The sequence below is a fragment of the Microbacterium sp. K24 genome (assembly GCF_004794465.1).
Lineage (GTDB): Bacteria > Actinomycetota > Actinomycetes > Actinomycetales > Microbacteriaceae > Microbacterium.
This window is the reverse complement of the sequence record NZ_SSDJ01000137.1, coordinates 30,157-54,411: the sequence shown is the minus strand read 5'-3', so window position 1 is coordinate 54,411 and position 24,255 is coordinate 30,157. Positions and strand designations below refer to the sequence as shown.

At 68.4% G+C, this 24,255-nt stretch carries 33 protein-coding genes and 1 tRNA gene; 8 read left to right on the top strand and 26 right to left on the bottom strand.

All coding sequences use genetic code 11. The features are described 5' to 3' along the window. The 7 genes from DW306_RS14565 to DW306_RS14535 form a co-directional block, all read right to left on the bottom strand. On the bottom strand, positions 1-336 hold a 336-nt coding region (locus tag DW306_RS14565), incomplete at its 3' end, for a single-stranded DNA-binding protein (RefSeq protein ID WP_136056318.1). Then, positions 336-758 (bottom strand): hypothetical protein, encoded by a 423-nt coding sequence (locus DW306_RS14560; RefSeq protein WP_136056317.1) that lies wholly within the window; start codon positions 756-758, stop codon positions 336-338. The genes DW306_RS14560 and DW306_RS14565, both read right to left, overlap by 1 nt. Beyond that, a complete protein-coding gene (locus DW306_RS14555; protein WP_136056316.1) occupies positions 755-982 on the bottom strand; it encodes a hypothetical protein in 228 nt (75 codons plus the stop codon). Before DW306_RS14555 ends, DW306_RS14560 begins: the two co-directional genes overlap by 4 nt. 91 nt (positions 983-1,073) lie before the next feature. After that, on the bottom strand, positions 1,074-1,670 hold the full coding sequence (locus DW306_RS14550; protein ID WP_136056315.1) for a hypothetical protein: 597 nt from the start codon (positions 1,668-1,670) through the stop codon (positions 1,074-1,076). A 345-nt stretch (positions 1,671-2,015) separates the two neighbouring features. Further along, entirely contained in the window at positions 2,016-2,225 is a 210-nt protein-coding gene (locus tag DW306_RS14545; RefSeq protein ID WP_136056314.1) for a hypothetical protein, read from the bottom strand. Beyond that, the gene (locus DW306_RS14540; RefSeq protein ID WP_136056313.1) at positions 2,222-2,632 is read right to left on the bottom strand and encodes a hypothetical protein; all 411 of its coding nucleotides are present in this window, start codon (positions 2,630-2,632) and stop codon (positions 2,222-2,224) included. The genes DW306_RS14545 and DW306_RS14540 overlap by 4 nt, the downstream gene beginning before the upstream one ends. Beyond that, positions 2,629-4,356: a DNA cytosine methyltransferase gene (locus DW306_RS14535; RefSeq protein ID WP_136056312.1), complete on the bottom strand. Its 1,728-nt coding sequence runs from the start codon at positions 4,354-4,356 to the stop codon at positions 2,629-2,631. Before DW306_RS14535 ends, DW306_RS14540 begins: the two co-directional genes overlap by 4 nt. A gap of 26 nt (positions 4,357-4,382) precedes the next feature. Between DW306_RS14535 and DW306_RS14530 the strand changes: the two genes are divergently transcribed. After that, on the top strand, positions 4,383-5,039 hold the full coding sequence (locus DW306_RS14530) for a hypothetical protein (protein WP_136056311.1): 657 nt from the start codon (positions 4,383-4,385) through the stop codon (positions 5,037-5,039). An 8-nt stretch (positions 5,040-5,047) separates the two neighbouring features. Here DW306_RS14530 and DW306_RS14525 read toward each other — a convergent pair whose 3' ends face one another. From DW306_RS14525 to DW306_RS14480, 10 genes are all read right to left on the bottom strand, one after another. After that, a complete protein-coding gene (locus DW306_RS14525; RefSeq protein ID WP_136056310.1) occupies positions 5,048-5,509 on the bottom strand; it encodes a hypothetical protein in 462 nt (153 codons plus the stop codon). Continuing rightward, positions 5,506-6,234, bottom strand: a complete 729-nt coding sequence (locus DW306_RS14520; RefSeq protein WP_136056309.1) for a hypothetical protein — start codon at positions 6,232-6,234, stop codon at positions 5,506-5,508. Before DW306_RS14520 ends, DW306_RS14525 begins: the two co-directional genes overlap by 4 nt. Next, the gene (locus DW306_RS14515) at positions 6,227-7,201 is read right to left on the bottom strand and encodes a YqaJ viral recombinase family protein (protein WP_136056308.1); all 975 of its coding nucleotides are present in this window, start codon (positions 7,199-7,201) and stop codon (positions 6,227-6,229) included. Before DW306_RS14515 ends, DW306_RS14520 begins: the two co-directional genes overlap by 8 nt. After that, positions 7,198-7,557, bottom strand: coding sequence for a DUF6085 family protein (locus tag DW306_RS14510; protein ID WP_136056307.1), 360 nt, complete (start codon positions 7,555-7,557; stop codon positions 7,198-7,200). The genes DW306_RS14515 and DW306_RS14510 overlap by 4 nt, the downstream gene beginning before the upstream one ends. After that, positions 7,554-7,904 (bottom strand): hypothetical protein, encoded by a 351-nt coding sequence (locus DW306_RS14505; RefSeq protein WP_136056306.1) that lies wholly within the window; start codon positions 7,902-7,904, stop codon positions 7,554-7,556. The genes DW306_RS14510 and DW306_RS14505 overlap by 4 nt, the downstream gene beginning before the upstream one ends. A 2-nt stretch (positions 7,905-7,906) precedes the next feature. Beyond that, a complete protein-coding gene (locus DW306_RS14500; RefSeq protein WP_136056305.1) occupies positions 7,907-8,194 on the bottom strand; it encodes a hypothetical protein in 288 nt (95 codons plus the stop codon). A gap of 64 nt (positions 8,195-8,258) precedes the next feature. Next, positions 8,259-9,005: a phage antirepressor KilAC domain-containing protein gene (locus DW306_RS14495; RefSeq protein WP_136056304.1), complete on the bottom strand. Its 747-nt coding sequence runs from the start codon at positions 9,003-9,005 to the stop codon at positions 8,259-8,261. Continuing rightward, positions 9,002-9,295 (bottom strand): hypothetical protein, encoded by a 294-nt coding sequence (locus DW306_RS14490; RefSeq protein ID WP_136056303.1) that lies wholly within the window; start codon positions 9,293-9,295, stop codon positions 9,002-9,004. The genes DW306_RS14495 and DW306_RS14490 overlap by 4 nt, the downstream gene beginning before the upstream one ends. After that, on the bottom strand, positions 9,292-9,528 hold the full coding sequence (locus DW306_RS14485) for a helix-turn-helix domain-containing protein (protein WP_136056302.1): 237 nt from the start codon (positions 9,526-9,528) through the stop codon (positions 9,292-9,294). The genes DW306_RS14490 and DW306_RS14485 overlap by 4 nt, the downstream gene beginning before the upstream one ends. Further along, the gene (locus DW306_RS14480) at positions 9,525-9,794 is read right to left on the bottom strand and encodes a helix-turn-helix transcriptional regulator (protein WP_136056301.1); all 270 of its coding nucleotides are present in this window, start codon (positions 9,792-9,794) and stop codon (positions 9,525-9,527) included. The genes DW306_RS14485 and DW306_RS14480 overlap by 4 nt, the downstream gene beginning before the upstream one ends. 86 nt (positions 9,795-9,880) lie before the next feature. Between DW306_RS14480 and DW306_RS14475 the strand changes: the two genes are divergently transcribed. From DW306_RS14475 to DW306_RS14465, 3 genes are read left to right on the top strand one after another with little or no spacing between them, the layout of a single operon-like run. Next, positions 9,881-10,228, top strand: coding sequence for a hypothetical protein (locus DW306_RS14475; protein ID WP_136056300.1), 348 nt, complete (start codon positions 9,881-9,883; stop codon positions 10,226-10,228). 25 nt (positions 10,229-10,253) lie between these two features. Beyond that, positions 10,254-10,691, top strand: a complete 438-nt coding sequence (locus tag DW306_RS14470) for an ImmA/IrrE family metallo-endopeptidase (RefSeq protein WP_136056299.1) — start codon at positions 10,254-10,256, stop codon at positions 10,689-10,691. Next, positions 10,691-11,836, top strand: coding sequence for a site-specific integrase (locus tag DW306_RS14465; protein WP_136056298.1), 1,146 nt, complete (start codon positions 10,691-10,693; stop codon positions 11,834-11,836). The genes DW306_RS14470 and DW306_RS14465 overlap by 1 nt, the downstream gene beginning before the upstream one ends. A gap of 57 nt (positions 11,837-11,893) precedes the next feature. Here DW306_RS14465 and DW306_RS14460 read toward each other — a convergent pair. Beyond that, positions 11,894-11,966, bottom strand: a tRNA-Thr gene (locus DW306_RS14460). A gap of 41 nt (positions 11,967-12,007) precedes the next feature. Then, a complete protein-coding gene (locus tag DW306_RS14455) occupies positions 12,008-12,961 on the bottom strand; it encodes a thioredoxin domain-containing protein (protein ID WP_136056297.1) in 954 nt (317 codons plus the stop codon). A 232-nt stretch (positions 12,962-13,193) separates the two neighbouring features. On the opposite strand from DW306_RS14455, the gene ugpC reads away from it, so the two are divergent. After that, positions 13,194-14,300 (top strand): sn-glycerol-3-phosphate ABC transporter ATP-binding protein UgpC, encoded by a 1,107-nt coding sequence (gene ugpC / locus DW306_RS14450; RefSeq protein WP_136056296.1) that lies wholly within the window; start codon positions 13,194-13,196, stop codon positions 14,298-14,300. A gap of 79 nt (positions 14,301-14,379) precedes the next feature. Next, a complete protein-coding gene (locus tag DW306_RS14445; RefSeq protein WP_136056295.1) occupies positions 14,380-15,684 on the top strand; it encodes a DUF4032 domain-containing protein in 1,305 nt (434 codons plus the stop codon). A gap of 12 nt (positions 15,685-15,696) precedes the next feature. Here DW306_RS14445 and DW306_RS14440 read toward each other — a convergent pair whose 3' ends face one another. From DW306_RS14440 to DW306_RS14420, 5 genes are all read right to left on the bottom strand, one after another. Continuing rightward, positions 15,697-16,338, bottom strand: a complete 642-nt coding sequence (locus DW306_RS14440) for an NAD(P)H-binding protein (RefSeq protein ID WP_136056294.1) — start codon at positions 16,336-16,338, stop codon at positions 15,697-15,699. A gap of 10 nt (positions 16,339-16,348) precedes the next feature. Then, positions 16,349-17,362 carry a 23S rRNA (guanosine(2251)-2'-O)-methyltransferase RlmB gene (gene rlmB, locus DW306_RS14435; protein ID WP_136056293.1) on the bottom strand — a complete coding sequence of 338 codons (1,014 nt, stop codon included), beginning with the start codon at positions 17,360-17,362 and terminating at the stop codon, positions 16,349-16,351. Further along, entirely contained in the window at positions 17,355-18,755 is a 1,401-nt protein-coding gene (gene cysS, locus DW306_RS14430) for a cysteine--tRNA ligase (RefSeq protein WP_136056292.1), read from the bottom strand. Before cysS ends, rlmB begins: the two co-directional genes overlap by 8 nt. 103 nt (positions 18,756-18,858) lie before the next feature. Then, a complete protein-coding gene (ispD, locus tag DW306_RS14425; protein ID WP_136056291.1) occupies positions 18,859-20,091 on the bottom strand; it encodes a 2-C-methyl-D-erythritol 4-phosphate cytidylyltransferase in 1,233 nt (410 codons plus the stop codon). Positions 20,092-20,165: 74 nt separating this feature from the next. After that, on the bottom strand, positions 20,166-20,648 hold the full coding sequence (locus DW306_RS14420; RefSeq protein WP_136056290.1) for a CarD family transcriptional regulator: 483 nt from the start codon (positions 20,646-20,648) through the stop codon (positions 20,166-20,168). Between the two features lie 135 nt (positions 20,649-20,783). Here DW306_RS14420 and DW306_RS14415 point away from each other — a divergent pair, with 135 nt between their 5' ends. Further along, the gene (locus tag DW306_RS14415; RefSeq protein WP_136056289.1) at positions 20,784-21,323 is read left to right on the top strand and encodes a DNA modification methylase; all 540 of its coding nucleotides are present in this window, start codon (positions 20,784-20,786) and stop codon (positions 21,321-21,323) included. Positions 21,324-21,391: 68 nt separating this feature from the next. Here the strand turns inward: DW306_RS14415 and DW306_RS14410 are convergent, their stop codons facing one another. Both DW306_RS14410 and DW306_RS14405 read right to left on the bottom strand, forming a co-directional pair. Next, positions 21,392-22,075, bottom strand: a complete 684-nt coding sequence (locus DW306_RS14410) for a response regulator transcription factor (protein WP_136056288.1) — start codon at positions 22,073-22,075, stop codon at positions 21,392-21,394. After that, positions 22,072-23,295, bottom strand: coding sequence for an ATP-binding protein (locus tag DW306_RS14405; protein WP_136056287.1), 1,224 nt, complete (start codon positions 23,293-23,295; stop codon positions 22,072-22,074). The genes DW306_RS14410 and DW306_RS14405 overlap by 4 nt, the downstream gene beginning before the upstream one ends. 219 nt (positions 23,296-23,514) lie before the next feature. On the opposite strand from DW306_RS14405, the gene phoU reads away from it, so the two are divergent. Then, positions 23,515-24,213 carry a phosphate signaling complex protein PhoU gene (gene phoU / locus DW306_RS14400; RefSeq protein WP_136056286.1) on the top strand — a complete coding sequence of 233 codons (699 nt, stop codon included), beginning with the start codon at positions 23,515-23,517 and terminating at the stop codon, positions 24,211-24,213. Positions 24,214-24,255 lie beyond the last annotated feature (42 nt).

Sequence of the window (24,255 nt, the reverse complement as noted above, 5' to 3'; positions counted from 1 at the left end):
GTACCGGAGCGAGGGGCCGATCTCGTCGACCTCCAGCTCGATCGCGGTGCGCTGGTTGCGCTCACGGTCCTGGTACGAGCGCTGACGGAGGCGACCCTGCGCGACCACGCGGGCACCCTTCGCCAGCGACCCGGCGATGTGCTCCGCGAATTCCCTCCATGCCGAGCAGCGCATGAACAGCGCGTCGCCGTCCTTGTACTCCCCCGACGCCTTGTCGAAGGTGCGCGGGGTGCTCGCGATCGTGAAGTTCACCACCGGGAGACCGTTCTGGGTGAAGCGCAGCTCGGGATCCGCGGTCAGGTTGCCGACGACGGTGATCACCGTCTCGCCGGCCATCAGACGGCCTTCCCGCCGTGACGGTGGCCTCGCGTGAGGTTGTAGGCCAGCTTCTCTTCGATGACCGATTCAAGGTCGATGCCCCACGCCCCGGCTGCGTCGAGCGCCCGGATGACGATGTCGGCGAGTTCGGAAGGCACACCCTCGGGCTTGCGGGGCGCACCGTTCGCGTCGAGGGGCTCACGCTCAGAGAACGACCCGCTGTGGTCTCCCACCCCGCCGGTGTAGTACCTCTCATCTGCGTCTCGGCCGTTTCGGATCTCCTCGATCGCCTCGGCCACCTCCGTGGTGATGAGTGCGAGACGAGTGATCTGCGCGTTCACCCGCGCCTTGGCGTCGAGGTCGGCCTCGTTCGTCGTGCGCCAGCCGTTCGCGGCGTTGATCTCGCCGATCTGCTGCTGCAGCTCCTTGATTGTGCTCATGCTGTCTTCCTCTCGTGGTCGTGGATCGCTCCACGGATGAATCGGTTCGCGGGAAGGTGCGCCGCTCGACGCACGGCCCTGACTCGGGGGAGCATTTCTCCCGTGCGCCCGGCGATGGTGGCGTCTGTGAGGCCGGAACGAACCAGCTGCACGATGCGCTCCTCGACGGTGGCCGGGGAGGTGATGTCGGTGATCGCGGCGACCAGGATGTCTTCCACGGTCACGCCGCGATCGTCCGCGACGGTTGCCAGTCGGCCCCAGATGGCTTCAGGGATGAACACGGCCCGCCCCCGGGTGACCGGCCCGCTCAGGTTTTCAGAATTCATTGCCCCAGACCTCCCCGTCCTGTCTCATTTCCCAGCGCCGGAGATCCAGGAATTGCTTGTTCCGGAGGCGTGCGTTCTGGCAGGCGATGCACGGTTCCAGCACTCCCCCGTCGTGGTCTTCGCAGAATGGATTCGGTGGGAGCACTTCTCGCGACATCCGGGCGGATGGAGTCTCGCGCTCGCCCGCACTCTCGCTCGCTCCCCCGCTTTCGCTCTCCCGCTCGCCCTCTCTCTCCCCCGCCAGGCGTGACTCGCGAGTGACTCGCGAGCGACTCGCGAGTGGCGGGGGCGGTTCCGGGAGTTCCGAGCGTGTGGGGCGGTCGATTCGTCCCCATTGCGTGAATTCGTAGAGCGAGATCCCTCGGACCTCGTAGAGCACCAGCACACCCGCGTCGTCCAGCTCGAGCAGATGATCCACCAGCACGGACTCCGTCACGTCGGACTGCTCCGGGTACACGTCGGCGAGGATCTGTCGCAGCTCGACGCGGCCGCGGCCGTGGTCGTCGGCATGCATCCGCAGTCCCTCGGCGGTCGCTCTCAGCGCCGGCGGCAGCCGTCGGATCTGCTGGAACGCCTCGACCGTCATCGATCTTGGTCTGGTCAGCGTCATGGCGAATCGTGCCCCTCAGAATTGCGTCTACTGCTGCGGGGAGCTCGTTGAGCTGCACCCGGTAGCACTCGGTGTACCCGCGGCCGCGGCGCAGGATGATCTCGGAGTCGTCGGCGGTGGCGAAGGCGCGCGGCCAGGTTTTCGCGAGTTCGCGGAGCGCGTACGGCTCCCAGGCGGCGGGGCTATCGCGCATCATCATGAGCACCTCGCCGCCGGTCTCGACCATGTACCGGATGCGGGAGTCGCGCCACATGATGCCGACCTTCAGCACCTGCTCGGCAGGCCAGTACACGGCGTAAACCGTGCCGAACGCAGGGCGCTTCACGAGATCACCTCGAGGTGAGAGATCGCGACGAGGATGGCCTCGCGTAGCTGGTCGGCGTCGACGGCGTCGAAGCGCACAACCGCGTCGCCGTAGAAGTCGACCGCGAACGGATTCTCGAGGGTGTCGACCGCGTGTCGAAGGTCGGTGATCGCTCGATCGAGTTCGGCCCTGGCGACCGCTCCCATGGTCTCCTTCGTGTCACTCATCGTGCACCTCCGATTGCCTGGAGTCGCCACTGCATCCACTCGTCTCCGTAGACCGAGCAGCCCATCTCCATCGCGACCGCGGCCGAGATTCGGATACGGCGCGTGCCGTCGAGGCGGTACCAGGCGAACTCGTGCGGGAAGTAGACCGGTACGCGTTCGGGCGAGGTCACCCAGCGGCGCACCTTCCACCCGTTGGCGAGCGCCTTCGTCTGTAGCTCGGCCTCGCATGCACCGTTGCAGGTCAGACACAGGGTCAGTCCGTCGACGGCGGTCGGCACGTTGCGAGATCCGCCCATGCCCACTGCGCGGCGGTGCTGGAACGTCTTCTCGAGTGCGCCGCACATCACGCAGCGGTATCCGTCGCGGAGGTACACGCCGCCGCGCACCTCGTCCGTCGGCGCGGTCACGATGCCACCGCGAGCAGGAACTCTGCGACCGCATGACCGAGGTCGCGCGCAGCTGGTGGTGTGACCGCGTTGCCTGCCTGCTTCACCTTGTCGCGCTTCGATCCGCGCAGCACGTAGTCGCGAGCGAAGCCCATGCCCGCCTGGATCTCGTGCGGCTCTAGCATCCGGAATCCGGCGTCGTCGACGTCGAGGCTGAGCGGTTCGGGCGCCCCGATGAGGGACTGATGCCCGGCCGTGGTGAGCGCCCGCAGCGGTTCGTGCACGGGCGTCGACATCTGCCCGCCGTCGCCGCGTGCGGTGTTGTTCCGCATGACGAGCGCGTGATGGTTGCCCTCGGCGCTGACCGTGTCGATCGGATGCGAGGTCGGCTTCGCGACGCCGTGGTTTCGCAGCGGCACGAGCAGCCCGGTCTCGTTGCGCGTTGACTGGGTGCGCATCGGGTCAGCGACGGATGCTGCGCTCTTCCCTTCGCGGCCCTCGACGGGCACGAGTAGCGAAGCATGCAGGCCGCCCGCGACGATCGACGGCAGCACGTCGGCCACGGGCCTCGACCGGGACTCGTCGTTGCCGCTGAGGTTGTTCACGATCAGCGCGTGGTTCGCGCCGTCCGCCACGACCGTCGGCAGCGCGTCGTCGAGAGTCTGCGTCCGCTCACGCTGACGGAACTGCGCGAGGAACGGCGGGATCGCGAGACCGTGCTCGGCGGTGCCCATCTGCGCCGGCATCGGCGAATCGAGGTCCGACACCCGCAGGTAGTTCGATCCCGTCGTTACACCGTCGTACGTGTTGCCGGCGGCCTTCGCGATGATTGGCGCCCAGTGGCGTTCGATGCCGCGACGGATCCGCTCACGAGTCTTCTCGGCGAGCGGCTTCGCACGATCGCCGATCCGCTGCGCAGGCAGCGACCAGTCGATGATCGACTCGGCGGCCAGCCAGCCGGGCTCGATGACCTGGAAGCACTTCGGGCACCGGTAGAGGTACTGGGCACGGTAGCGGCCCCAATGCTCGGCCTTCTTGAACGCCTGGACCGCCTGCACCTCGCCGTGCTCCTGGCAGACCGCCATCGGGCTCGTCCACTTTGAGACGTTCGGACCCTGCAGCTCCTTCGTCGCGAGATCCTCACGCCACATCACGATGTACATGCGGTCGCGGGACTGCGGCGCCGGGAGACCGCCGATCTGTGCGTGCATGCTGTTCAGCCACACGAACTGCATCCGGTAGCCGAGCGAACGCATCGCCATCTGCCACGCCTCGAACTGATCCCACCGGTATGCGTCGACGACGTTCTCAAGGATGATCGCCATGTAGCGGTGGTGCTCGGCGAATCGCGGGATGTCCCACATCGTCGCGCGGGACCGGTTGGCGGCCTCGTCGGGCAGCGGACGGGTGCCGTCGATCTCGAACAGCGCCTGGTCCTGCTGGCGCTGACGCTTGATGCCCTTCGCGATCGAGTGGTTCGTGCATTCGGGCGATCCCCAGAGCACGTGGGTTTTCGGGAAGTAGGCGGGGTTGACCTGCGAGATGTCCGCCTGCGAGTGGTCGGTCTCGGGGTGGTTGATCTGGTGCGACTCGATCGCGAGGGCCCAGTGGTTCGCTGCGATGACGACGCGGTACCCGACTTCGACCAGTCCCGAAGATGATCCACCAGCACCGCAGAACAGGTCCGTCACCGTGAGTCCGTTCCAGGCCACGTCGGGCTTCGCGTAGCCGACCTCGGCGTTCATCGGGTCACCCCCGATAGAGTGCGCGCATGGAAGATCCCCTGATGCTCACGGTGCAGATCGGCCTGCTGATCCTCACTGGAGTCGCAGCCGCCGCCGCCGTTCGGCAAGCAGTCGCTGCTCGCGATGCCGAAACGGGAGCGAAGGGCGCTCTCAAGGCAGCGAAGAAGTCCGCCAAAGCCGCGAAGCAGCAAGCGAGTGCCGCAGAGGTGCAAGCGGGTGCAGCCGAGGTGCAAGCGGGCGCCGCTGTTGACGCCGCTTCCTCCGCCACTCGCCAGGCAACGGCTGCCGAGTCGCGACTCCAGCAGACGGACTTTCACCGCGCGGCGGACCGTAGAGCGGATGCCGTAATGGCGCTCACTCGGATGCTGTACAGGGAGGTTGAGCTCTCTCGCGACCTGGACCTGTGGATGCAGCGGGCCTTCCTCCGGTTCGCCAACGGAGAAGAGTTCATCCGGGCGTATGCGCTGCTCCCCCCGGAAGAACACGACGTCGTGCGGTGGGTCGGTCAGCAGCGAGAGATGGTTCAGGACGCAGTCGACCGCGCAAGTGGTGAGGTCACCGGATCCGCAGGAGTCGGACGATTCCGTTCGCAAGCTGCGAAGATCGCGGCAGATGCCGCTCAGGAACTTCTGAACTGGCAGCGCGGAGACAGGGACGTCGATTCGTTCACTGCAGAGCTGTAGCGTCCGCTTCATCGGTGCTCTCCTCGGAAGTTGGCGTTAAGGGAACGCAGGATGTCGATGTCGCGGCCGATGGCGCGGTCGTAGTCGCGGGCGTACTCGAGGAGCAGCCAGGCGGTGTCGCGGGCTTCCTGTGCGGCCTTGACGCGGTCGTCGGTGGCTCGGGCGAGGTCGCGGCGCTCGCTCATCGGGAGGCGCGGGTACTCGGAGAGCATGTCGCGGGCGCCGAGAGCGACAGCGATCGTCAGTTCGCGTTCGCGCTCGGTGAGCGAGTTGCGGAGGCGGTTCAGTGCCTTCGGGGCGCGCGCGGTGACCTGGCGTGCGTACTGCAGGGCGCCGGCGCACTGGATCGGCGTCGGGAGCATCCTGATCAGCTCGTCTTCGGAGAGGTCCGCGAGGTTCAGCGGGACGAGTTCGATGTCCGTGCCTGTCTCATCGTCGTCAACCTCGCCGGTGACGGGGTCGACGTTCATCGCTTGCCACCCTTCTTGCGGGCGGCCTTGCGACGCTCGGCGCGGTTCTGCGGCGGCAGGTAGTCCTTGGGCTCGGCGCGCGTCGGGGCGACCTCGTCGACGATCGCAGGCGCGGATGCCTCGGCGGGCGGGGCATCCCACGTACGGGCGAGCAGCTCCGTGCGGCGGGTGCGGAGCGCGCGGTGCAGTGCGGTGCCATTCGCGTCGGGGGTGAAGACGCGGGCGGCACGTGCTTCGCGGTCGATGGCATCGAGCAGGGGCACGGACTGCACGGCGGCGATCTCGGCCGCCCAGTCGCGCTCTGCGGCCGGCACGGCATCCGTCACCTCGGCGGGCAGGGTGCGGTCGTCGGCTTCGTCCTCGATGCGGACGTCACCGAGGAGCTCGCGGAACGTCTGCCGATAGGCGACCATCCGGACCGTGCGGCCGAAGTGACGCATCGGCGAGCGCAACCACTTCCCCGCCCACTCCTCTGACGCCTGCGGGAACTGCTCATCCCAGCGGATGATCGCCGTCGTCGGGATCCGCACGTCCTTGCGGTGCACCGCGACCCGCGCGAACTGCGGGTGTGCGATCTCGTCGGTCGGGGACCATGCCGGAGTCCACGTGACACCGTCATCGGAGAACTCGATGACGCCGGTGCCGTCCCAGAGGCCGGAACCGTTGACGATGCGCTCGACCTCGGCGATCGTCTTCACCTCGGGAACCGTGATGGGGTCAGACATTCTCGGCCTCCTGGAAGCGCAGCGCGGGTGCCTTACGGATCGTCAGCGGGTAGACCTTCTTGGCGGCGGCCTCGAGGATGGCGAGGTCGGCGCGCAGCTGCTGCACGCTGGCGTGCACCTCGGGGGCGTCGGCCTTCCACGCGGCCTCGTCGATCGAGACGGTCTCGGAGACCGTGGCCTGGAAGCCGCCGTGCTCGCTCATCCCGACCGCGCCGAAGCGGTTCGCGTGCGGGATCTCGGCGATCGCCGCGGCGAGCTTCTCCTTCGCGGGCTTCTCCGCGGCGGTGGCGGCGTCGAGCGCGCGCTTCAGAGGAGCCCATTCGGCGAGTGCGGCGTGCACGTAGTCCGGGAGGAGGTCGATAACGGGGCATCCGGCGTCGCGCCATGCGATGAAGTCGTCGGCACGTTCGACGAGCCAAGCGATCATCTCGGCGTCGCGCGGGACGGGGATCCAGGTCGCGCCATCGACGGGAGGCATGTCGTCGTCGTCGCGGACCTCGAAGCCGTAGAGGGCGTAGTCGGCGCCGAGCACGTGGATCTGCCACTGCATCTGTGCGAGGTGCTCGATCGGGATGTCGTCGTTCTTCCATCCGGTCTCGTGGGACTTCACCTCGACGACGACGAGCGCGCCGTCGGGGTCGATGGCGATCGCGTCCGGGGTCGCGCGGTGCAGGTCGTTGTCGACCGATGCCCAGAGCGCTCCGTTCGGGGTGAGGGTCGCCATGCGCTCGGCGGCCTCGTCGAGCAGCGCGGCCTCACGGGCGTGACCGGCGTTGGTCGCCTTGCTGCCCTTGAACGTCGATCCGTTCATCTTCGACTCGACGATGCGGCGGCGGGCTCGGATGCCGGCACGGGCGACGGCCCATGCCTCGGACGCGGTGACGCCCTCGCCGCGTTCCATCATCCAGACGGTGCGGGGTGCGTCCTCGGGCACGACGACGCGTGCCTCGGTGATCTGAGGGGTCATGGCTGGTCCTTCACGGGGATGAGGTCGAATGTCTGGGAGTCGGCGGGCACGACCTTGTAGCGGCCGGACTCGAGCGGTTCGCCGGCTGCGATGTGCTGGTGGATCTCGCAGTCGAAGAGGTCGCCGGTGAGGCGCTCGGCGAGCGGGTGCTGCAGAGTGAACGTGTCGCCCTCGGCGCGCACGATGTGGTCGTATCCGCCGGTGACGTCGACGAGCACAGCGATCGCAACGGCGGCTGCGTCCTCCGCGATCTCCCGGCGATCGCGCGGCACGATGTAGCGCTGCTTGTTCGCGGCCATCTGCTTCCGGATGCCCTCGGCGACGAGCGCGGTGATGACGTCGAGCGACTGGCTCACGACACGTCCTCCTTCCGGATGCCGAACGCGACCGGCCCGGAGGGCTGCGCTACGCCGAAGTCGAAGTCGAGGGTGCCGTCGCCGATGCGCTCGGCGCGGACGCGGCCCATGATGTCGGTGATCGTCTCGACGTCTTCGGCGTCGGCGATCGGCTCGACGAACAGCGCGCCGACCGTCGGTGTGTAGTGGTCCTCGTCGCCGTTGTGGTCGACGGTCGTGCGGACGCAGTCGACGACCATAACGACGACGTGGCGGCGCTCGGGGTGCTTCACGAGCTGCGAGTGCAGTCGCTCCATCCCGTTGGCATCGAACTCCTTCGGCAGCGTGGCCGACAGCTTCACGGTCATGATCAGTCCTTCCCAGGGGTGAACGCGGCGACGAACATCGCCAGGCTGATGAGGCAGCCGAGTTCGGCGCCGTTGATCGGAGGTTGGGCGGCCGCAATGCCGCACGGGATCGCGATGAAGATCGCGACGGCGATGAGGGTCATCCGCCAGGGTGCGAGCGGCCAGATGGTCGACCTCTCAGGGACGACCGGCGCGGTGCGGATGATCACGCTGAGATGCGTGTCCGCGGCCCGCGGGGCGAAGTCGCCCAGCGGAGCGACGTTCTCGTCGCTATCCTGTGTCTGAGGCATGTGCTTGCCTTTCTTTTCTGGCGGGGCGTCCGTGGCAGCGGGCGCCCTGCTTTCGTGTGTGGGGTCAGTGGGTGAGCGTGCCGGCGCCGAGGACGATTCGGAGGCGCTCGACACCGCGCGGGGTGATCCGCACCTGCGGGGCGGCGGGCTTCAGCTCGCCGGTGTCGCGATCGCGGTATGGGGGCATCGCGCGGACCTTCAGGTATCCGGCGTCGACGACGCGGGCGTACGGCGTCCAGCGCTGCTTCTCGCCGCGGTAGATCCAGTTGAGCGCGCTCAGGGAATCGAACAGGCGCTGCGGTCCGGTCTCGATGCCGGCGCGGGAGAGCATCGGCGCGACGTCGCGCACCGCGTAGTCCGTCCCGGCGTCGGCGATCTCGTCCCACGCCTCCGCGCGAGGCGCGAGCACCGCGATCTGCTCGTCCCTCCGCGCGATGATCTCCTGCGCCTGCACGACGGCGCGCGCCATCAGTTGTTCGGGAGTCTCGACGGCATAGGTGCCGGTGCGGCGGATCACCGGGATCACCTCGTGCGTCACCCACCAGCGGAACTGTCGAGCCTCGGGCTTGTCGGACCGGATCACGACCTCGTACATGCCGGACTCGGAGACGATGGTGACTGCGCGGCGCTGACCGCCGGAGCTGATGTCCGTCTGACGGATGTCAGCCTCGTCGAGGCGGGCGGACACGTTGCCGACGTTCGCGATCTCGAGGACGCGACACACGTCGGCGAGCACGAACCACACCTCGCCGTCGATCGTGACCGTGCGGACTTCGCGGTCGGCGTAGTGGAACACCTCGAGCACGCTCATGACTCGGCCGCCTCGAGCTCGGAGATCCCGGCTGCCATGAAGGCGCACATCGCCGCGGCCAGCAGCGCCCCGAACGCCAGCAGGAGAATCAGGAGACCCCACGGGGCGAGCAGCAGTGACACCCAGATGAGGGCGATGCGGAGAACGGCGTACCCTGCGGCGACAGCGCGCAGCACAGGGCTGAACAACGCCACGCCGCTCCGAGCGGTCGGGGCATCCGTCCCCACGGTGCCCCGACCCGCCTGGCCCGATACCCCAGCGGGCACCCGGTCCCCAGACCGGGAGTTCATGACTGCGCCCTCGTCGTCACGAGCGTCGAGCGCACCCACGCGTCGACGTCGGACCGGGAGTAGACGACGGTTTTCGCGGACGGCTTCGCGTAGCGCGGGCCCTTGCCGGCATCGCGCATCCGCTGCAGCAGCGTCACCGTCATACCGGGAATGACGTCACATACCTGCGAGGGCGAAAGCCACTCGGCCGGTGCCGGCGCGGTGCGCGGCTTCATGGCCGTGACGTTGCTCACGAAGCCACCGCCTCTGGTTGCGGGGCGGTCGCGCGCTCCCACAGCACCGGCAGGCCGATGCCGAGGAAGCGAGCCGCGAGCGCCATCTCGATCGCGTTGAACGGGGTGTCTCCGTTCAGTCGACGACCGACGGTCTGCGGTGTCGTGCCGAGAGCGAGCGCGAGTTCCGCGAAGGTTCGACGTTGGCGAGCGAGTTCAGCGCGGACTTCATCGGCGAAGCGTCGAGCTGTGTTCGCATCCTCGGGAGTAGATGCATGAAGTTCCATGCAGTTAACGTCGCATGGAAATCCATGCACTGTCAACCTCGTCATGCGACTTGTGCAAAATTCATGCATTCTGCCATGATTGCCCCATGACCGAAACCGAGTTCGCCGAGCTCTTCTCTGCCGCCCTTGTATCTGAGATCAAGGCCGAGATGGGACGCCAATCGTTGTCGTCCCGCGGCCTCGGGCGACTCATCGGCAAGTCGTCCCAGTACATGTCCGACCGGCTCGACGGCGGCAACACGAAGACAGGGCGCCGCGTCATCCTCAACGTCTGGGACATCTCGTCCATCGCGAAGGCTCTCGGAATCTCCGAGATCGAACTCATCCAGCGAGCCGACTATGTCGCACGTCGGCAGCAGGATTACGACCTGGTCGCCAACGAGTCAATCGATGAGTTCCCCGCCGGCCACGACACAGACTTTGACAACGCATAACCATGCTTCACCGAGGGGGTACCGCATGGACATCTGGAATCTCGCAGCCGATCTAGGCCTGACAGTCCGCGAGCACCGCGGCACTCACCGGAGCGGCTACGCTCCTGGCTCGAGCCACATCGAACTCACGCCGGGGATGCGCGGCCGCATCCTCCGCGGCGTCATGTGTCACGAAATCGGCCACCACGTGCTCGGACACCGCCCGACCGAGTTCGGTCTCATCCGGAAGCGCCAGGAGGCCGCGGCGAACATCTGGGCGGCGCAGACGCTCATCACTCCGGATGCCTACGCCGAGGCCGAGCGGCACCGCGACGGTCACGTGACCGCCATGGCGATCGACCTGAACGTGCCTGACGAGCTCGTCGTCGTCTATCGCAGCACGCTCCTGCGCACAGACACCGCGGTCTACGTCGATCCCCGTATGGGAAGCGGACAGTTCGCCCATCGCGTCGAGGTGCACTGATGAGCGGAACCGTCAGCGCCTACGAGACCGCCGGCGGCAAGCGGTATCGAGTCCGCTACCGGAAGCCGGACAAGTCGCAGACGGATAAGCGCGGCTTCCGCACGAAGAAAGAGGCGGAGCTGTTCCTCGCCTCAGTCACCGTGTCGAAGGCCCGCGGGGAGTACCTCGACCCGTCGCTCGCACGTGTCACCGTCGGCCAGCTGTACGCAACGTGGATCGCGGGGAAGGCCTCACTGAAGCCGTCCGCACTCGCGCAGCTGCCGATCGCTTGGCGTCTTCACGTCGAGCCTCAATGGGGCGAGCGCGAAGTCGGCGGCATCGTCCCCTCCGAGGTGAAGGCGTGGGTGATGGAGCTGACCCAGGACAAGCCCGACGGCACGAAGGGCCGCAGCGCTACCGTCGCCCTGCGCGCGCTCGGCGTGCTCGCCGGCATCCTCGATTCCGCCGTCGACGATCGGCGCATCGCGCGTAACCCCGCTCGCGGCATCAAGAACCTTCCGCGGAAGCCGAAGCGGAAGGCCGGGCGCGTCTATCTCTCCCATGATCAGGTGCACACGCTCGCGGCCGAGTCCGCCCGACCTGAGCTCGTGCTCACGCTTGCCTACACCGGCCTGCGCTGGGGCGAGGCGGCAGCGCTCCGCGTACGGAACGTCAACCTCCTCCGCCAACGCCTGCACGTCGAAGAGAACGCCGTGCAGGTCGACGGCGTGATACACGTCGGCACCCCGAAGACCTGGCAGATCCGCTCGGTGCCGTTCCCGAAGTTCATCGCGCCGCTGCTCGAGCGCTCGGCACGCGGGAAAGGGCCCGACGATCTCCTCTTCGGCGACGGCATCCAGCACCTACGACCGCCGCGCTTCGGCAACGGATGGTTCGAGGGTGCAGTCTCGCGGGTTCAGAGCGCCGACCCGAGCTTCCCACGCATCACCGCGCACGACCTTCGTCACACCGCGGCATCCCTCGCCATCGCGTCTGGCGCGAACGTGAAAGCGCTGCAGCGGATGCTTGGCCACGAGTCCGCAGCCATCACCCTCGACGTCTATGCTGACCTGTTCGATGACGACCTGAGCGCCGTCTCGAGCAAGCTGGAGGAGGCCGCCCGCGCGCAGAGTGTGGGCAGAACGTGGGCAGCCCTCCTCGCCTGAACACGACGAAGGCCCTGCACCCGCGGAATCATGCGGATGCAGGGCCTTCGTGTACGGAGCCGACTACGGGACTCGAACCCGTAACCCCCGTATTACAAGTACGGTGCGCTACCAATTGCGCCAAGTCGGCGGACGCCACCAGCTTACCGATGGCATCATCCCCACGACGAACTACGGGGTGGGCGTCGCGGTGGGGCTGGCGGACGGCGTCGGGGTCTCGTTCGACTGCTGCGAGGCGTCGTTGTCGACGGTGAGCACGAACTGCGAGAACTCCTGCGGGTCGTCGAGCGCACCCACGTAGGCCTCGCCGTTCGCGACGATCATCGGCGCCGAGGACAGCACCAGGTCGTCGGATCCGGCGAGAGGACCGTCGAGCGCACGCGTCGTCGCATCCTTCGCCCAGGTCACGAAGTCGCCGCCCTCGATGCAGGAGCGCACCGCCTTGGCGTTGTCCACGCCGACGGCTGCGGCCGCATTCGCCAGCTGCGCGTCGGAGAGACCGTCGCTGCCGACCTTGGGCTGGTTGTCGAGCAGATCGTGGTTGAACGCGTAGAACTTGTCGGGCGAGTGCGTCGCGACGCATGCCGCCGCGGCCGCCGCACGCAGCGAGTACTTGGTGCCGTTCGAGCTGGCCGTCAGCAGGGCGACCGGGTGATAGCTCACCGAGACGGCTCCTTCGCTGATCCAGCTCGCCAGCTGGCGCGAGTTCGCACGCTCGAACTCTCCCGCGTCGGGCGAGAGGTAGTCGACGTACACATGGATCTCGACGCGCTCGGGCGCCGTCGGCTCCGGTGCCGGGGTCTCGGTCGCGCCGGCCTCGGTGGGCTCGGGGCTCGGAGTGGTGAGCGCGTCACCGGCAGCGGCGACGGCGGCGATGTCGTTGACGACCACACCGTCCGACTCCATCCCCGTCGGGGTGAGCTGCGGCTTGGACACCTGCGCGGAGACGGCGAGGGTGACCGCTGTGCCGATCGCACCCACGGCCACGACCGCGACGGCGCCGATGATGATCCGTCGCATGAGTCGCGCCCTGGACTGCTGCGCGTGCACCTGCTGGGCCTTCTCCCGCACGGCCTCGCGGGAATTGCGAGGCGTGGGGACGTTCGGCGTTTCGTCGCTCGACATCGTTCCTCTTGAAAGTCTGAGGGGGTCCGGGTTGGCCCCGACCATCGCTCGGGGCGACGATCGCCGCGATGCGCGGCCAAGTTCGATGTTAACCAGCCAGGCTGAGAAATACCCAGGTGCCGGGGTTCGTGTCATACTGATCCCGACCCAAAGACGGGTCATGGCGGCCTGTTCCGCCACTTCCATCACTACGGATCGTCCGGCACGTACCTGCCGGTGAGGAGAAACAAAAATGGCATCTGTCACTTTCGACGACGCGACCCGCCTGTACCCCGGCGGAACGCGTCCTGCAGTCGACAAGCTCAACCTCGAGGTCGGAGACGGCGAGTTCCTCGTCCTGGTCGGCCCCTCGGGTTGCGGTAAGTCCACCTCGCTCCGCATGCTCGCCGGCCTCGAAGAGGTCAACGCCGGCCGCATCCTCATCGGCGATCGCGACGTCACCGACGTGCCGCCGAAGGACCGCGACATCGCGATGGTCTTCCAGAACTACGCGCTGTACCCGCACATGACGGTCGCCGAGAACATGGGCTTCGCGCTCAAGATCGCCGGCGTCAACAAGGAGGAGCGCGCCACCCGCGTTCTCGAGGCCGCCAAGCTCCTCGACCTCGAGGACTACCTGACCCGCAAGCCGAAGGCCCTCTCGGGTGGTCAGCGTCAGCGCGTCGCGATGGGCCGCGCGATCGTCCGTCAGCCGCAGGTGTTCCTCATGGACGAGCCGCTGTCGAACCTCGACGCCAAGCTGCGCGTGCAGACGCGTACGCAGATCGCGTCGCTGCAGCGTCGTCTCGGCGTCACCACGGTCTACGTCACGCACGACCAGACCGAGGCCCTCACCATGGGCGACCGCATCGCGGTCCTCAAGGACGGTCTGCTCCAGCAGGTCGGAACGCCTCGCGACCTCTACGAGAAGCCGAACAACGTGTTCGTCGCCGGCTTCATCGGCTCGCCTGCGATGAACCTGTTCTCGGCGGACCTCGCCGAGGGCGGCATCCGCTTCGGCAGCGAGGTCGTCCCGCTCGACCGCGACACCGTGGGTCGTGCCAATGGCTCGCAGGTCACGGTCGGCGTCCGTCCGGAGGACATCGTCGTCGGCCCCGCCGACGGCAAGGGCCTCACGGTCACGGTCGACCTCGTCGAGGAGCTCGGCGCTGACGGCTACCTCTACGGCCACACCGAGATCAACGGAAAGCGCGCCGACCTCGTCGCTCGCGTCGACGGCCGCAACCACCCCAACGCCGGCGAGACGGTCACGCTCGCCGCGTCGGCCGGTCACGTGCACGCCTTCGACATCGAGTCGGGCGAGCGCCTGAACGACAAGCCGGTCGTCTCGGCCTCGTAATTCCACGAGATGCGGCGCGGGTCGACCTTCGGGTCGCCCGCGCCGCTTCTGCTTTCCCGCCGACTGCCCCTGGAGCGCCATGCAGGATTCCCTCCGCATCACCGCCAGCAAGGTCGACCCCGGGCTGCTGTCGCTCCCCTGGTCGACGACCCTGGCGAAATGGCCCTCCGAGCACATCGTGTCGCTTCCGAAGGGGCTCTCCCGCCATCTGGTCCGCTTCGCGGACCTGTCGGGCCGCGTCATCGCCGTGAAGGAGACGACCGCCGAGATGGCCCAGCGGGAGTACGACATGCTCGGCAACCTCGCGCGCCTCGACGTTCCCTGCGTCGACCGGGTGGCGGTGATCGCCGGACGGACGGACGCCGCGGGCGAACCGCTGCCCGCAGCCCTGGTCACGTCGCACCTGCGCTTCTCGATGCCCTACCGCGCCCTGTTCACCCGGGTGCTGCGCCCCGACACGGCCACCCGACTGGTCGACGCCCTCGCGCTGCTGCTGGTGCGTCTGCACAACGTGGGGTTCTACTGGGGCGACGTGTCGCTCTCCAACACCCTCTTCCGTCGCGATGCGGGCGCCTTCGCCGCCTATCTGGTGGATGCCGAGACCGGCGAACTGCACGAGGAGGGGCTGACCGACGGCCAGCGCGCCTACGACCTCGACCTCGCCCGCACCAACATCGCCGGCGAGATCATGGACCTCGCCGCCGGCGGACGATTGGAGCACGGCGTGGATGCCGTGGCGATCGCCGACGGCATCGTGTCGTCGTACCGCTCGCTGTGGGCGGAGCTGACCGCCCAGGAGTCGTTCTCGACCGCGGAGACCTGGCGCATCACCGAGCGGGTCGAGCGCCTCAACGCTCTCGGCTTCGACATCGACGAGATGTCGATGTCGACCACCGCGGACGGCACGGAGGTCGAGATCCAGCCGAAGGTCGTCGACGCCGGGCATCACCAGCGCCGCCTCATCCGTCTCACCGGCCTCGATGTCGAGGAGAACCAGGCGCGGCGTCTGCTCAACGACCTCGACGAGTTCCGCGCCCGTTCCACCAAGCAGTGGGCCGACGAGGAGATGTACGCGCACGAGTGGCTGACGCGCGTCTTCGAGCCGGTCGTGCGCGCCATCCCCTACGAGCTGCGCACCAAGCTCGAGCCGGCCGAGGTCTTCCACCAGGTGCTCGAGCACCGCTGGTACCTGTCACAGGCTCAGGGGCGCTCCGTGCCCCTCGCCGAGGTGCTGACGAGCTACATCAACGAGGTGCTGCGTCACCGGCGCGACGAGGCCACGATCATGGGCCCGCCCACCGAGACCATGAGCCTGCCGGTCATCACCGGCAATCTGTCGCTCGCCGACGACGAAGACGAGGTCGACTGGCGCGATCTGGTGTGACCGCGGCCGGCCTCAGTAGCCGACGGTGAACCGCTCGCGGTGGTGTCTGCCCTGTTCGATCTCGTCGACGACCGCGACCGCGAGGTCGGCGCCGGAGATCCGCGACCTGCCCTCGGCATCCCGCACGATCACGTCACCGCCGTCGCGGTAGTGACCGGTGCGCTCGCCCTCGGCCCACGCCCCGAACTCCTCCGCCGGGTGCACGAAGAACCAGTCGAGGCCGGTATCCGTGCTCTCCAGGAAGGCGAGCGAGTCGATGCCGACCTGCGCCTCGGCCTTGTACTCCTCGGGGAAGCCCTGGTCGAACAGCCGCGGACCGCCGGGAGCGACGAGGCTGCCGCCGGCACCGCCGATCACTCCGAGGCGGGTCTCTGTGCCGACAAGCGCCCCGGCGACGCTCTGCAGCGCCCCGAGAACCTTGTCCTCCATGTCGCCGCGCGGCGACAGCGCCCACACGACGGCATCCGCTCCGTCGAAGGTCGCCACGACGTCGTCGACATCGAGCACGGAACGCTGCACGTACGCCGCACCGGCCACCGGGTCGGAGGGCTCGGAACGCGAGACCGCGATCACCGCGTGCCCGCGGGCCACGGCTTCCGCGACGATGTGACGTCCGGCATAGCCGGTGCCTCCGAGAACCGTGATGCGAGCCATGCGCGTCCTCCTAGGACTTCTTCTTCGCGCCGCGGACGGTCGCGACCTGGTACAGCGCGACGGACGTCGCGATACCCGCGTTCAGCGACTCGGTCGACGCCGAGATCGGGATCGAGACGATCTGGTCGCACGTCTCGCGGACGAGGCGGGAGAGCCCCTTGCCCTCGGAGCCGGCGACGATGACCACGGGCCGATCGGCGAGCTGCAGGTCCGGCAGCGAGACGTCGCCGTCGCCGGCGAGCCCGAGGATGAAGACGCCCTGCTTCTTGAACTCCTTGAGCTGCGTCGTGAGGTTCGTCGCGAGCGCGACGGGCGTGCGCGCGACCGCACCGGCGCTCGTCTTCCACACCGCGGAGTTGACGCCGGCCGAGCGACGCTGCGGCAGGATCACGCCGTGGGCGCCGAATGCCGCCGCCGAGCGGATGACGGCCCCGAGGTTGCGCGGATCGGTGATGCCGTCGAGGGCGACGAACAGCGGCACCTGGCCGCGATCGATCGCCTGCTCGAGCAGGTCCTGCGGGTGCGCGTACTCGTAGGGCGGCACCTTGATGGCGACGCCCTGGTGCACGCCGTCGAAGCCCGCCATGCGGTCGAGCTCCTGGCGGGTGACCTCCAGCACCGGGATGCCGCGGTGGGTCGCGATCGACAACATCTCCTTGACGCGGTCGTCCATCTCGACTCGCTGCGCGATGTGGAACGCGGTCGCCGGGATCTTGGCGCGGAGCGCCTCGAGCACCGAGTTGCGGCCGGTGACCGTCTCGGCCTCGGACGTGTTGTCCTTCGCGCGCGCAGAGCGGTTGGGGTTGCCGCCCGACGCCTGGCGCTGGTTCGGCTTGCCCTTCCCGCCGGATGCCGCGTAGCGCTCGGCCGCGGCCTTGCGCTTGCCGGCGGGGTGCCAGGCGCGGTCCTCCGCCTTCGGGGTCGGTCCGCGACCCTCGAGGGCCTTGCGTCCGAGTCCTCCGGTGCCCTTGGTCGGGCCCTTCTTGTTTCCCTTGCTCGCGCCGGGGCGCCCTGGCTTAGCCATCGATACTCCAATGAGTTCCGGCCGGAGAGTCCTCCAGCGTGATTCCTGCGGCGGCGATCGCGTCACGGATGCGATCCGCCGCCGCCCAGTCCTTGTCAGCCCGCGCCTGGGCGCGCTGAGTGATCATCGTCTGGACGAGGGAGTCCAGAGCGGATGCCTCGGCGCCGGCGTTCGCATCCGATGCGGGGGTGAGGCCGAGCACAGAGGTCATCGCCAGCACGGCTCGCAGCGCGTCGAGCGCGGCATCCGTCTCCCCTGCGTCGAGCGCGGAGTTGCCCGCGCGCACCGTCTCGTGCAGCACGGCGAGCGCCTGCGGCACACCGAGATCGTCGTCCATCGCGGCGGTGAACGCCTCGGGGAGGCTCTGCGAGGCGAAGAACCCGATGCCGCCTCCGGCGGTGCGCGCGGCACGCTGCAGGAACGTGCTGATGCGCCCGAGCGCCGCCTCCGCCTCCGCCCACGACGACTCCGAGAGGTCGAGGCTGGAGCGGTAGTGCGCTGCGGCGAGGGCGTAGCGCACGACGAGCGGGTCGTGCGCGGCCAGCACATCGGCGGCGAGCGTGAAGTTGCCGAGCGATTTTGACATCTTCTGCCCGTTCACCGTCACCAGGCCGTTGTGCACCCAGTAGCGGGCGAAGCCGTCGCCTGCGGCGGTCGACTGCGCGAGTTCGTTCTCGTGGTGCGGGAAGCGCAGGTCGAGGCCTCCGCCGTGGATGTCGAAGTCCGCGCCGAGATACCGCTTCGACATGGCGGAGCACTCGATGTGCCATCCGGGGCGACCGGCCCCCCACGGAGACGTCCAGATCGCGTCGGCCGGCTCGTTGGGCTTGGCCCCCTTCCAGAGGGCGAAGTCCTGCGGGTTGCGCTTGCCGCGCGGGTCGGCGTCCTCTGCCGGCTCCATGGCGTCGATCGACTGGTGGGTGAGCGCGCCGTACTCCGACCAGGACCGCACGTCGAAGTAGACGTCGCCCGAGCCGTCCGGAGCCGGGTACGCATGCCCCCGCTCGATGAGCAGCGCGATCAGCTCCTGCATCTGAGGGACGGATGCCGTGGCGCGCGGCTCGTACGTCGGAGGGAGGATGCCGATACCGGCATATGCCGCGGTGAACTCCTGCTCCATCCGATACGCCAGAGCCCACCACGGCTCGGCATCCTTCGCGTTGGCGAGCACCTTGTCGTCGATGTCGGTGACATTGCGGACGAAGGTCACGCGGCCGTACCGGTGCGCGAGCCACCGGCGCAGCAGGTCGAAGCTCAGAGCGCCGCGGATGTGCCCGATGTGCGGGCCCGACTGGACGGTGGGTCCGCAGACGTACATCGTGATGTTCTCGGAGTCGAGAGGCACGAAGTCGCGCAGGGTCGCAGCGCGGGTGTCGTAGAGGCGGAGTGTCACCGCTCAAGCCTACTCGGGCACGGCTGAACGCCCGCCGCCGGGTGACGAATCGCGGACGATGTGACGAATCACGGACCGATCGGGCGAAATCCTCCGCGAAACGTCACACTCTCCGTGATTCGTCGGGCACGACCAGGGCGACCGCCGTGACCGAGATGCCCTCGCCCCGTCCCGGGAAACCGAGGCCGTCGGTCGTCGTGGCCGTGACCGACACGGGTGCCCCGCCGAGAGCCCTCGACAGCACCGCCTCGGCCTCGGCCCGGCGGGCACTGAATCGCGGCCGGTTCCCCTGGAACTGCGCCGACACGTTGCCGATCACGAACCCCGCGGCATCGAGCAGTTCTCTGGTGCGGGCCAGGAAGACCTCGGCGTGCGCCCCCGCGTACTCCGGATGCGCGGTGCCGAAGTGCTCGCCGATGTCGCCGAGACCGGCGGCGCCGAGCAGGGCATCCACGATGGCGTGCGCGACCGCGTCCCCGTCGGAGTGACCCGACAGCGGCGGCTCCCCCGGCCACTCCAGACCGGCGAGCCAGAGGTGGCCCTCGCCTCCGAAGGCGTGCACATCGGTGCCGAGGCCGACCCGCGGCAGCCCGGTGATGCGGGGTCGAGCTTCGGAGGGCGCGGGTGTCGCGCCGCCGGATGCTGTCAGCAGGTGCCGCGCGCGTTCGAGGTCGGCGGGCGTCGTGATCTTGAACGCCAGCTCGGAACCGTCGACGTGTCGCACGGGATGACCGGATGCCGCGAACAGCGCTGCATCGTCGGTGTACTCGATGCCGGAGCCGAGGGCCGCCGCATACGCCTCCTCGAGGAGACCCCGGGGGAATCCCTGCGGAGTCTGCGCCGCGGCCAGCTCTGCGCGGTCGACCGGACCGACGACCGCGTCGGCCTCGACCCGCTTGAGAGTGTCCACGACGGGGAGCGCGGGGATGACACCCGTGTCCGCCGTCACCGCGGCGGCGACGGCATCGATCTGAGCGGGCGGCGTCAGGGCACGGGCCGCATCGTGCACGAGAACGGTCGTCACATCGCCCCAGAGCGCCGCGAGCCCTGCGGCGACGGACTGCTGGCGGGTCGCACCGCCGGTGACGACACGACCGAGATCCCGGCGCTCACCGGCCGCCGCTTCGAGTTCGGCCTCCGCGTCGCCCTCGTGTCCGGCCGGGGCGACCACGATCACCTGGGCCGGGGCGGCCGCGAAGACGCCGTCGAGCGCGTGCCGGAGGATCGAATGCGCGTCGATGCCGACCAGCGCCTTGGGTGCTCCGGCGTCGAGACGGGTGCCGGAGCCTGCGGCGACGACGATGATCGCGGTGTCGGGGACAGGGAGCAGGGTCACCGTCTCACGCTACCGCGTGGGCGGGGACGACGAAGGGGCGGATGCCGCAGCATCCGCCCCTTCGTGAAAAGCACTCAGGACGCGAGGACCTCGTCGAGCAGAGCGCCCGCCTTGTCTTCGTCGGTCTTCTCCGCGAGCGCGAGCTCGGAGATGAGGATCTGACGAGCCTTCGCCAGCATCCGCTTCTCTCCTGCGGAGAGGCCACGGTCCTGATCACGACGCCACAGGTCGCGCACGACCTCGCTGACCTTGATGACATCGCCGGAGGCGAGCTTCTCGAGGTTCGCCTTGTAACGACGCGACCAGTTGGTCGGCTCCTCCGTGAACGGCGCACGCAGAACCTCGAACACGTGGTCGAGGCCCTCCTTGCCGATCACGTCGCGAACGCCGACGAGGTCGACATTCTCAGCCGGGACCTCGATGATGAGATCACCCTGCGTGACGTTGAGCTTCAGATATTTCTTCGTCTCACCTTTGATGATGCGTTCCTTGACCTCGATGATGGTCGCAGCGCCATGGTGCGGATAGACGACAGTCTCGCCAACCTCAAAAAGCATAAAAACGTGTCCTTTCGGCAACCTCAAGGATACCACAGGGAATATGCGCTAAGGTTCGCGCCTCGGAGGCTCGGAGGCCGTCGCCGCTTACCCGTAGAATGGATGCGGATACCCCGCCGGACCTCAGGAGGACCCGTGAAATCGCGCCTTGTTGCGTCTGCCGCGCTCAGCGCCCTCGTTCTGCTCGGTGCGACCGGGTGCACGTTCATCACCCCGCAGTCGACGCAGATCGAGTACCCCGCGTCCGACGGAGTGAACGTCTCCGACGCCGACGGGCCGCTCGACATCCGCAACGCGTTCATCGTCGCCACCGAAGACGGCTCCGTGGGCAACTTCATCGCCGCGATCGTGAACCCGACCGACGAGAAGGCCACGCTGACGCTCTCGGTCGACGGCATCGACTCGTTCACCGTCACGGTGCCGGCCGGCGAGACCGTCAGCCTCGGCGCCGACGCCGAGCCGCTGCGCGTCGTCGACCTCGACACGAAGCCGGGTGCGACCATCGAGGTCCACTTCCAGTCGGGCGACTCCACCGGCGTCAAGACGCAGGTGCCCGTCCTCGACGGCGCCCTCCCCTACTACGCGGACCTGGTCCCCGACGTCAGCGAGCGCGCATCGCAGCCGACGCCGGAGCCCACCCCGACCGACACCGCGGCACCCGCACCCGCGGAGTGATCCGTCGCTGACGCAGACGACGAGGCCGGCATCCACGGGGTGCCGGCCTCTCTCGTCCTCAGGGGGACTCAGCCCTCGAAGCGGTACCCCAGGCCGCGCACGGTGACGAGCATCACCGGCTCGCTCGGGTTCTCCTCGATGCGGGAGCGGATGCGCTTGATGTGCACGTCGAGCGTCTTCGTGTCTCCGAAGTAGTCGCTCCCCCACACCCGGTCGATCAGCTGCCCGCGGGTCAGGACGCGACCCGAGTTGCGCATCAGCACCTCGAGCAGCTCGAATTCCTTGAGCGGCATGTTGATCTGCGCGCCCGCGACCGAGACGGTGTGCCGGTCGATGTCGAGGGACACGCGTCCGCCGTCGAGCACGCGCTCGTCGAGCTCGCTGTCGGCCTGCACGACGCGACGGAGCACGGCCCGCATCCGGGCGAGCAGCTCACGCGAGGAGTACGGCTTGGTGATGTAGTCGTCGGCCCCGAGCTCGAGTCCCACCACGATGTCGACCTCGGAGTCCTTGGCCGTGAGCATGATGATCGGCACGGCCGACGTCGATCGGATCTGACGGCACACCTCGGTGCCCGGCATCCCGGGGAGCATGAGGTCGAGGAGGACGATGTCGGCGCCGCGCTCGCGGAACGCCGTGAGCGCCCCGGGGCCGTCCTCGGCGATCTCCACGTCGTATCCCTCGCGGCGGAGCAGATAGGCGAGCGGGTCGGCGAGGTCGGGCTCGTCCTCGACCAGAAGGATGCGGGTCATGCTCTCTCTCCGTTTCGAACGCGGGCGGATGCTGCGGCCTTGGCCGCCTTCCGTGCGCGCTTCTTCTTGCTCTTCTTGTCCGAGTCGACGTGCCCGGGAGTCTCGATCCGGGGAAGCCGGATGGTGAACGTCGAGCCGCGGCCGGGACGCGACCACAGGCGCACCTCGCCGCCGTGTCGCTGCGTGGCGTGCTTGACGATCGACAACCCGAGGCCGGTGCCGCCGGTGCGTCGTGAGCGGGCCTCATCGGCGCGGTAGAAGCGTTCGAAGATGCGCTCCCGGTCGCCTTCTGCGATGCCGATGCCCTGATCGGACACGGCGATCTCGACGATCTCTCCGTCGACCTTGACGCCGACACCCACGCGCGATCCGCGAGGCGAGTACACGATGGCGTTGGCGATGAGGTTGCCGACCGCCTCGACGAGGATCTGGGCGTCGCCGCGCACCCAGACGCCGCGATCGCCGCCTCGGGCGAGTTCGACCCCCGCCGAATCGGCCTGCACCACGTGCGCCTCGATCGACGAGGCGATCACCTCGTCGATGGCCAGGGGCGCGACCTCGGTGAGTCCGTCCTCGGCCTGCAGGCGCGAAAGGCTCATGATCCGTCCGGTGAGCTGCCCGAGGCGTCCGGCTTCGGCAGAGATCCGCGCGGCGAAGATGCGCACCTGCGCGGGATCGTCGGCGGCGGATTCGATGGCCTCCGCGAGGAGGCTGACCGCGCCGACCGGCGTCTTCAGCTCATGACTGGTGTTCGCCACGAAGTCGCGCCGCATCTGGTCGAGGCGCTCCTGCTCGGTGACGTCGCGGATGATCAGCAGCACCAGCCGTGCGGCGATCACGCTCGCGCGGGCAGAGACGAGCCGCGGGTCCAGGCTCAGACCGCCGCGGGTGATCCGGAACGACTCGGTCCGCGAACCGCCGGCCGCCTTCACCCCGCGCACGAGCTGACGCAGCTCCGGATTGTCGAGAGTGGACCCCACCTCGATGCCGAAGCGCGTCGCCGCGTGAGATGCCGCAAGGACGAGTCCGGATGAATCCACGACGCAGGCCGCGTCGTCCATGCTGCCGAGGACGTCGTTGATGCCGGCCGGGATCTCGAGCGAGGTCTCCTCCTCGGCCCTGGCGCGTGCCCGGTACGCCCACACCACCAGGAGGGAGAGGCCGATGCCGATCACCAGCCCGATGGCGAGCGAAGACAGCGCGAGCTGCGGCAAGGTCATGACACCAGCGTAGAGTGCGTTCACCGCCCATCCGGCGGGTTTCTGCGCCCTGGCGGCAACGCGAGAAGTACTATTCACGTGCTGGGCACCGTTCGTTAACCTTCGGAGCACACAATCTCTTCGGGCCTGCGCGGGAGCGCAGACCCGCTCCCGTGCGGACGAACCGCCGTCTCGTGCCGTGCACACAGCCGAGATCCGAATGAAAGGTTGCGCCCCACCATGCGCGAAGTCTTCCACCAGTCCCTCGAGGACCTGCAGTCCCAGCTCGTGGAGATCGCGGACCTCGTCACGGTCGCGATCGACAAGGCCACCCGCTCCTTCGCCACCAGCGATGTCGCCCTGGCCGAGGAGGTCATCGCCGATGACGCCAAGATCGACGCGTTGGCCGTCACGCTCGACGAGCAGGCGATCGAGATCCTCGCCCGCCAGCAGCCGGTCGCCCGCGACCTGCGCATCGTCGTGACGGCGCTGCGCGTGAGCGCGTCGCTGGAGCGGATGGGCGACATGGCCGAGCACATCTCCCAGCTGGCTCGGCTCCGCTTCCCGGAGCGCGCCATCCCGAAGGGCCTCAAGGGCACGTTCGTGAAGATGGGCGAGCTGGATGTCGAGATCTCACGCACGCTCTCCGAACTGCTGCGCACGGGCGACCTGCGCTTCGCCGACGCGATCCGCAATGCGGACGACGACGTCGACGAGCTGCACGCCAACGTGTTCGAGAAGGTCCTCAGCGACAACTGGAAGGGTGAGACGACCGCCACGGTCGATGCCACGCTCGCCAGCCGGTACCACGAGCGCTTCGCGGACCACGCGGTCGCGATCGCGAAAAAGATGGTCTACCTCACGACGGGCGACTGGCAGGTCTCCGAGGCCGAGATCGCTCTCGCGGTCGAGCAGCAGCAGGAGCTCGGGCACGCCTGAGCCCTTCACACGGAAGAAGGGGCGGATGCTGTCGGCATCCGC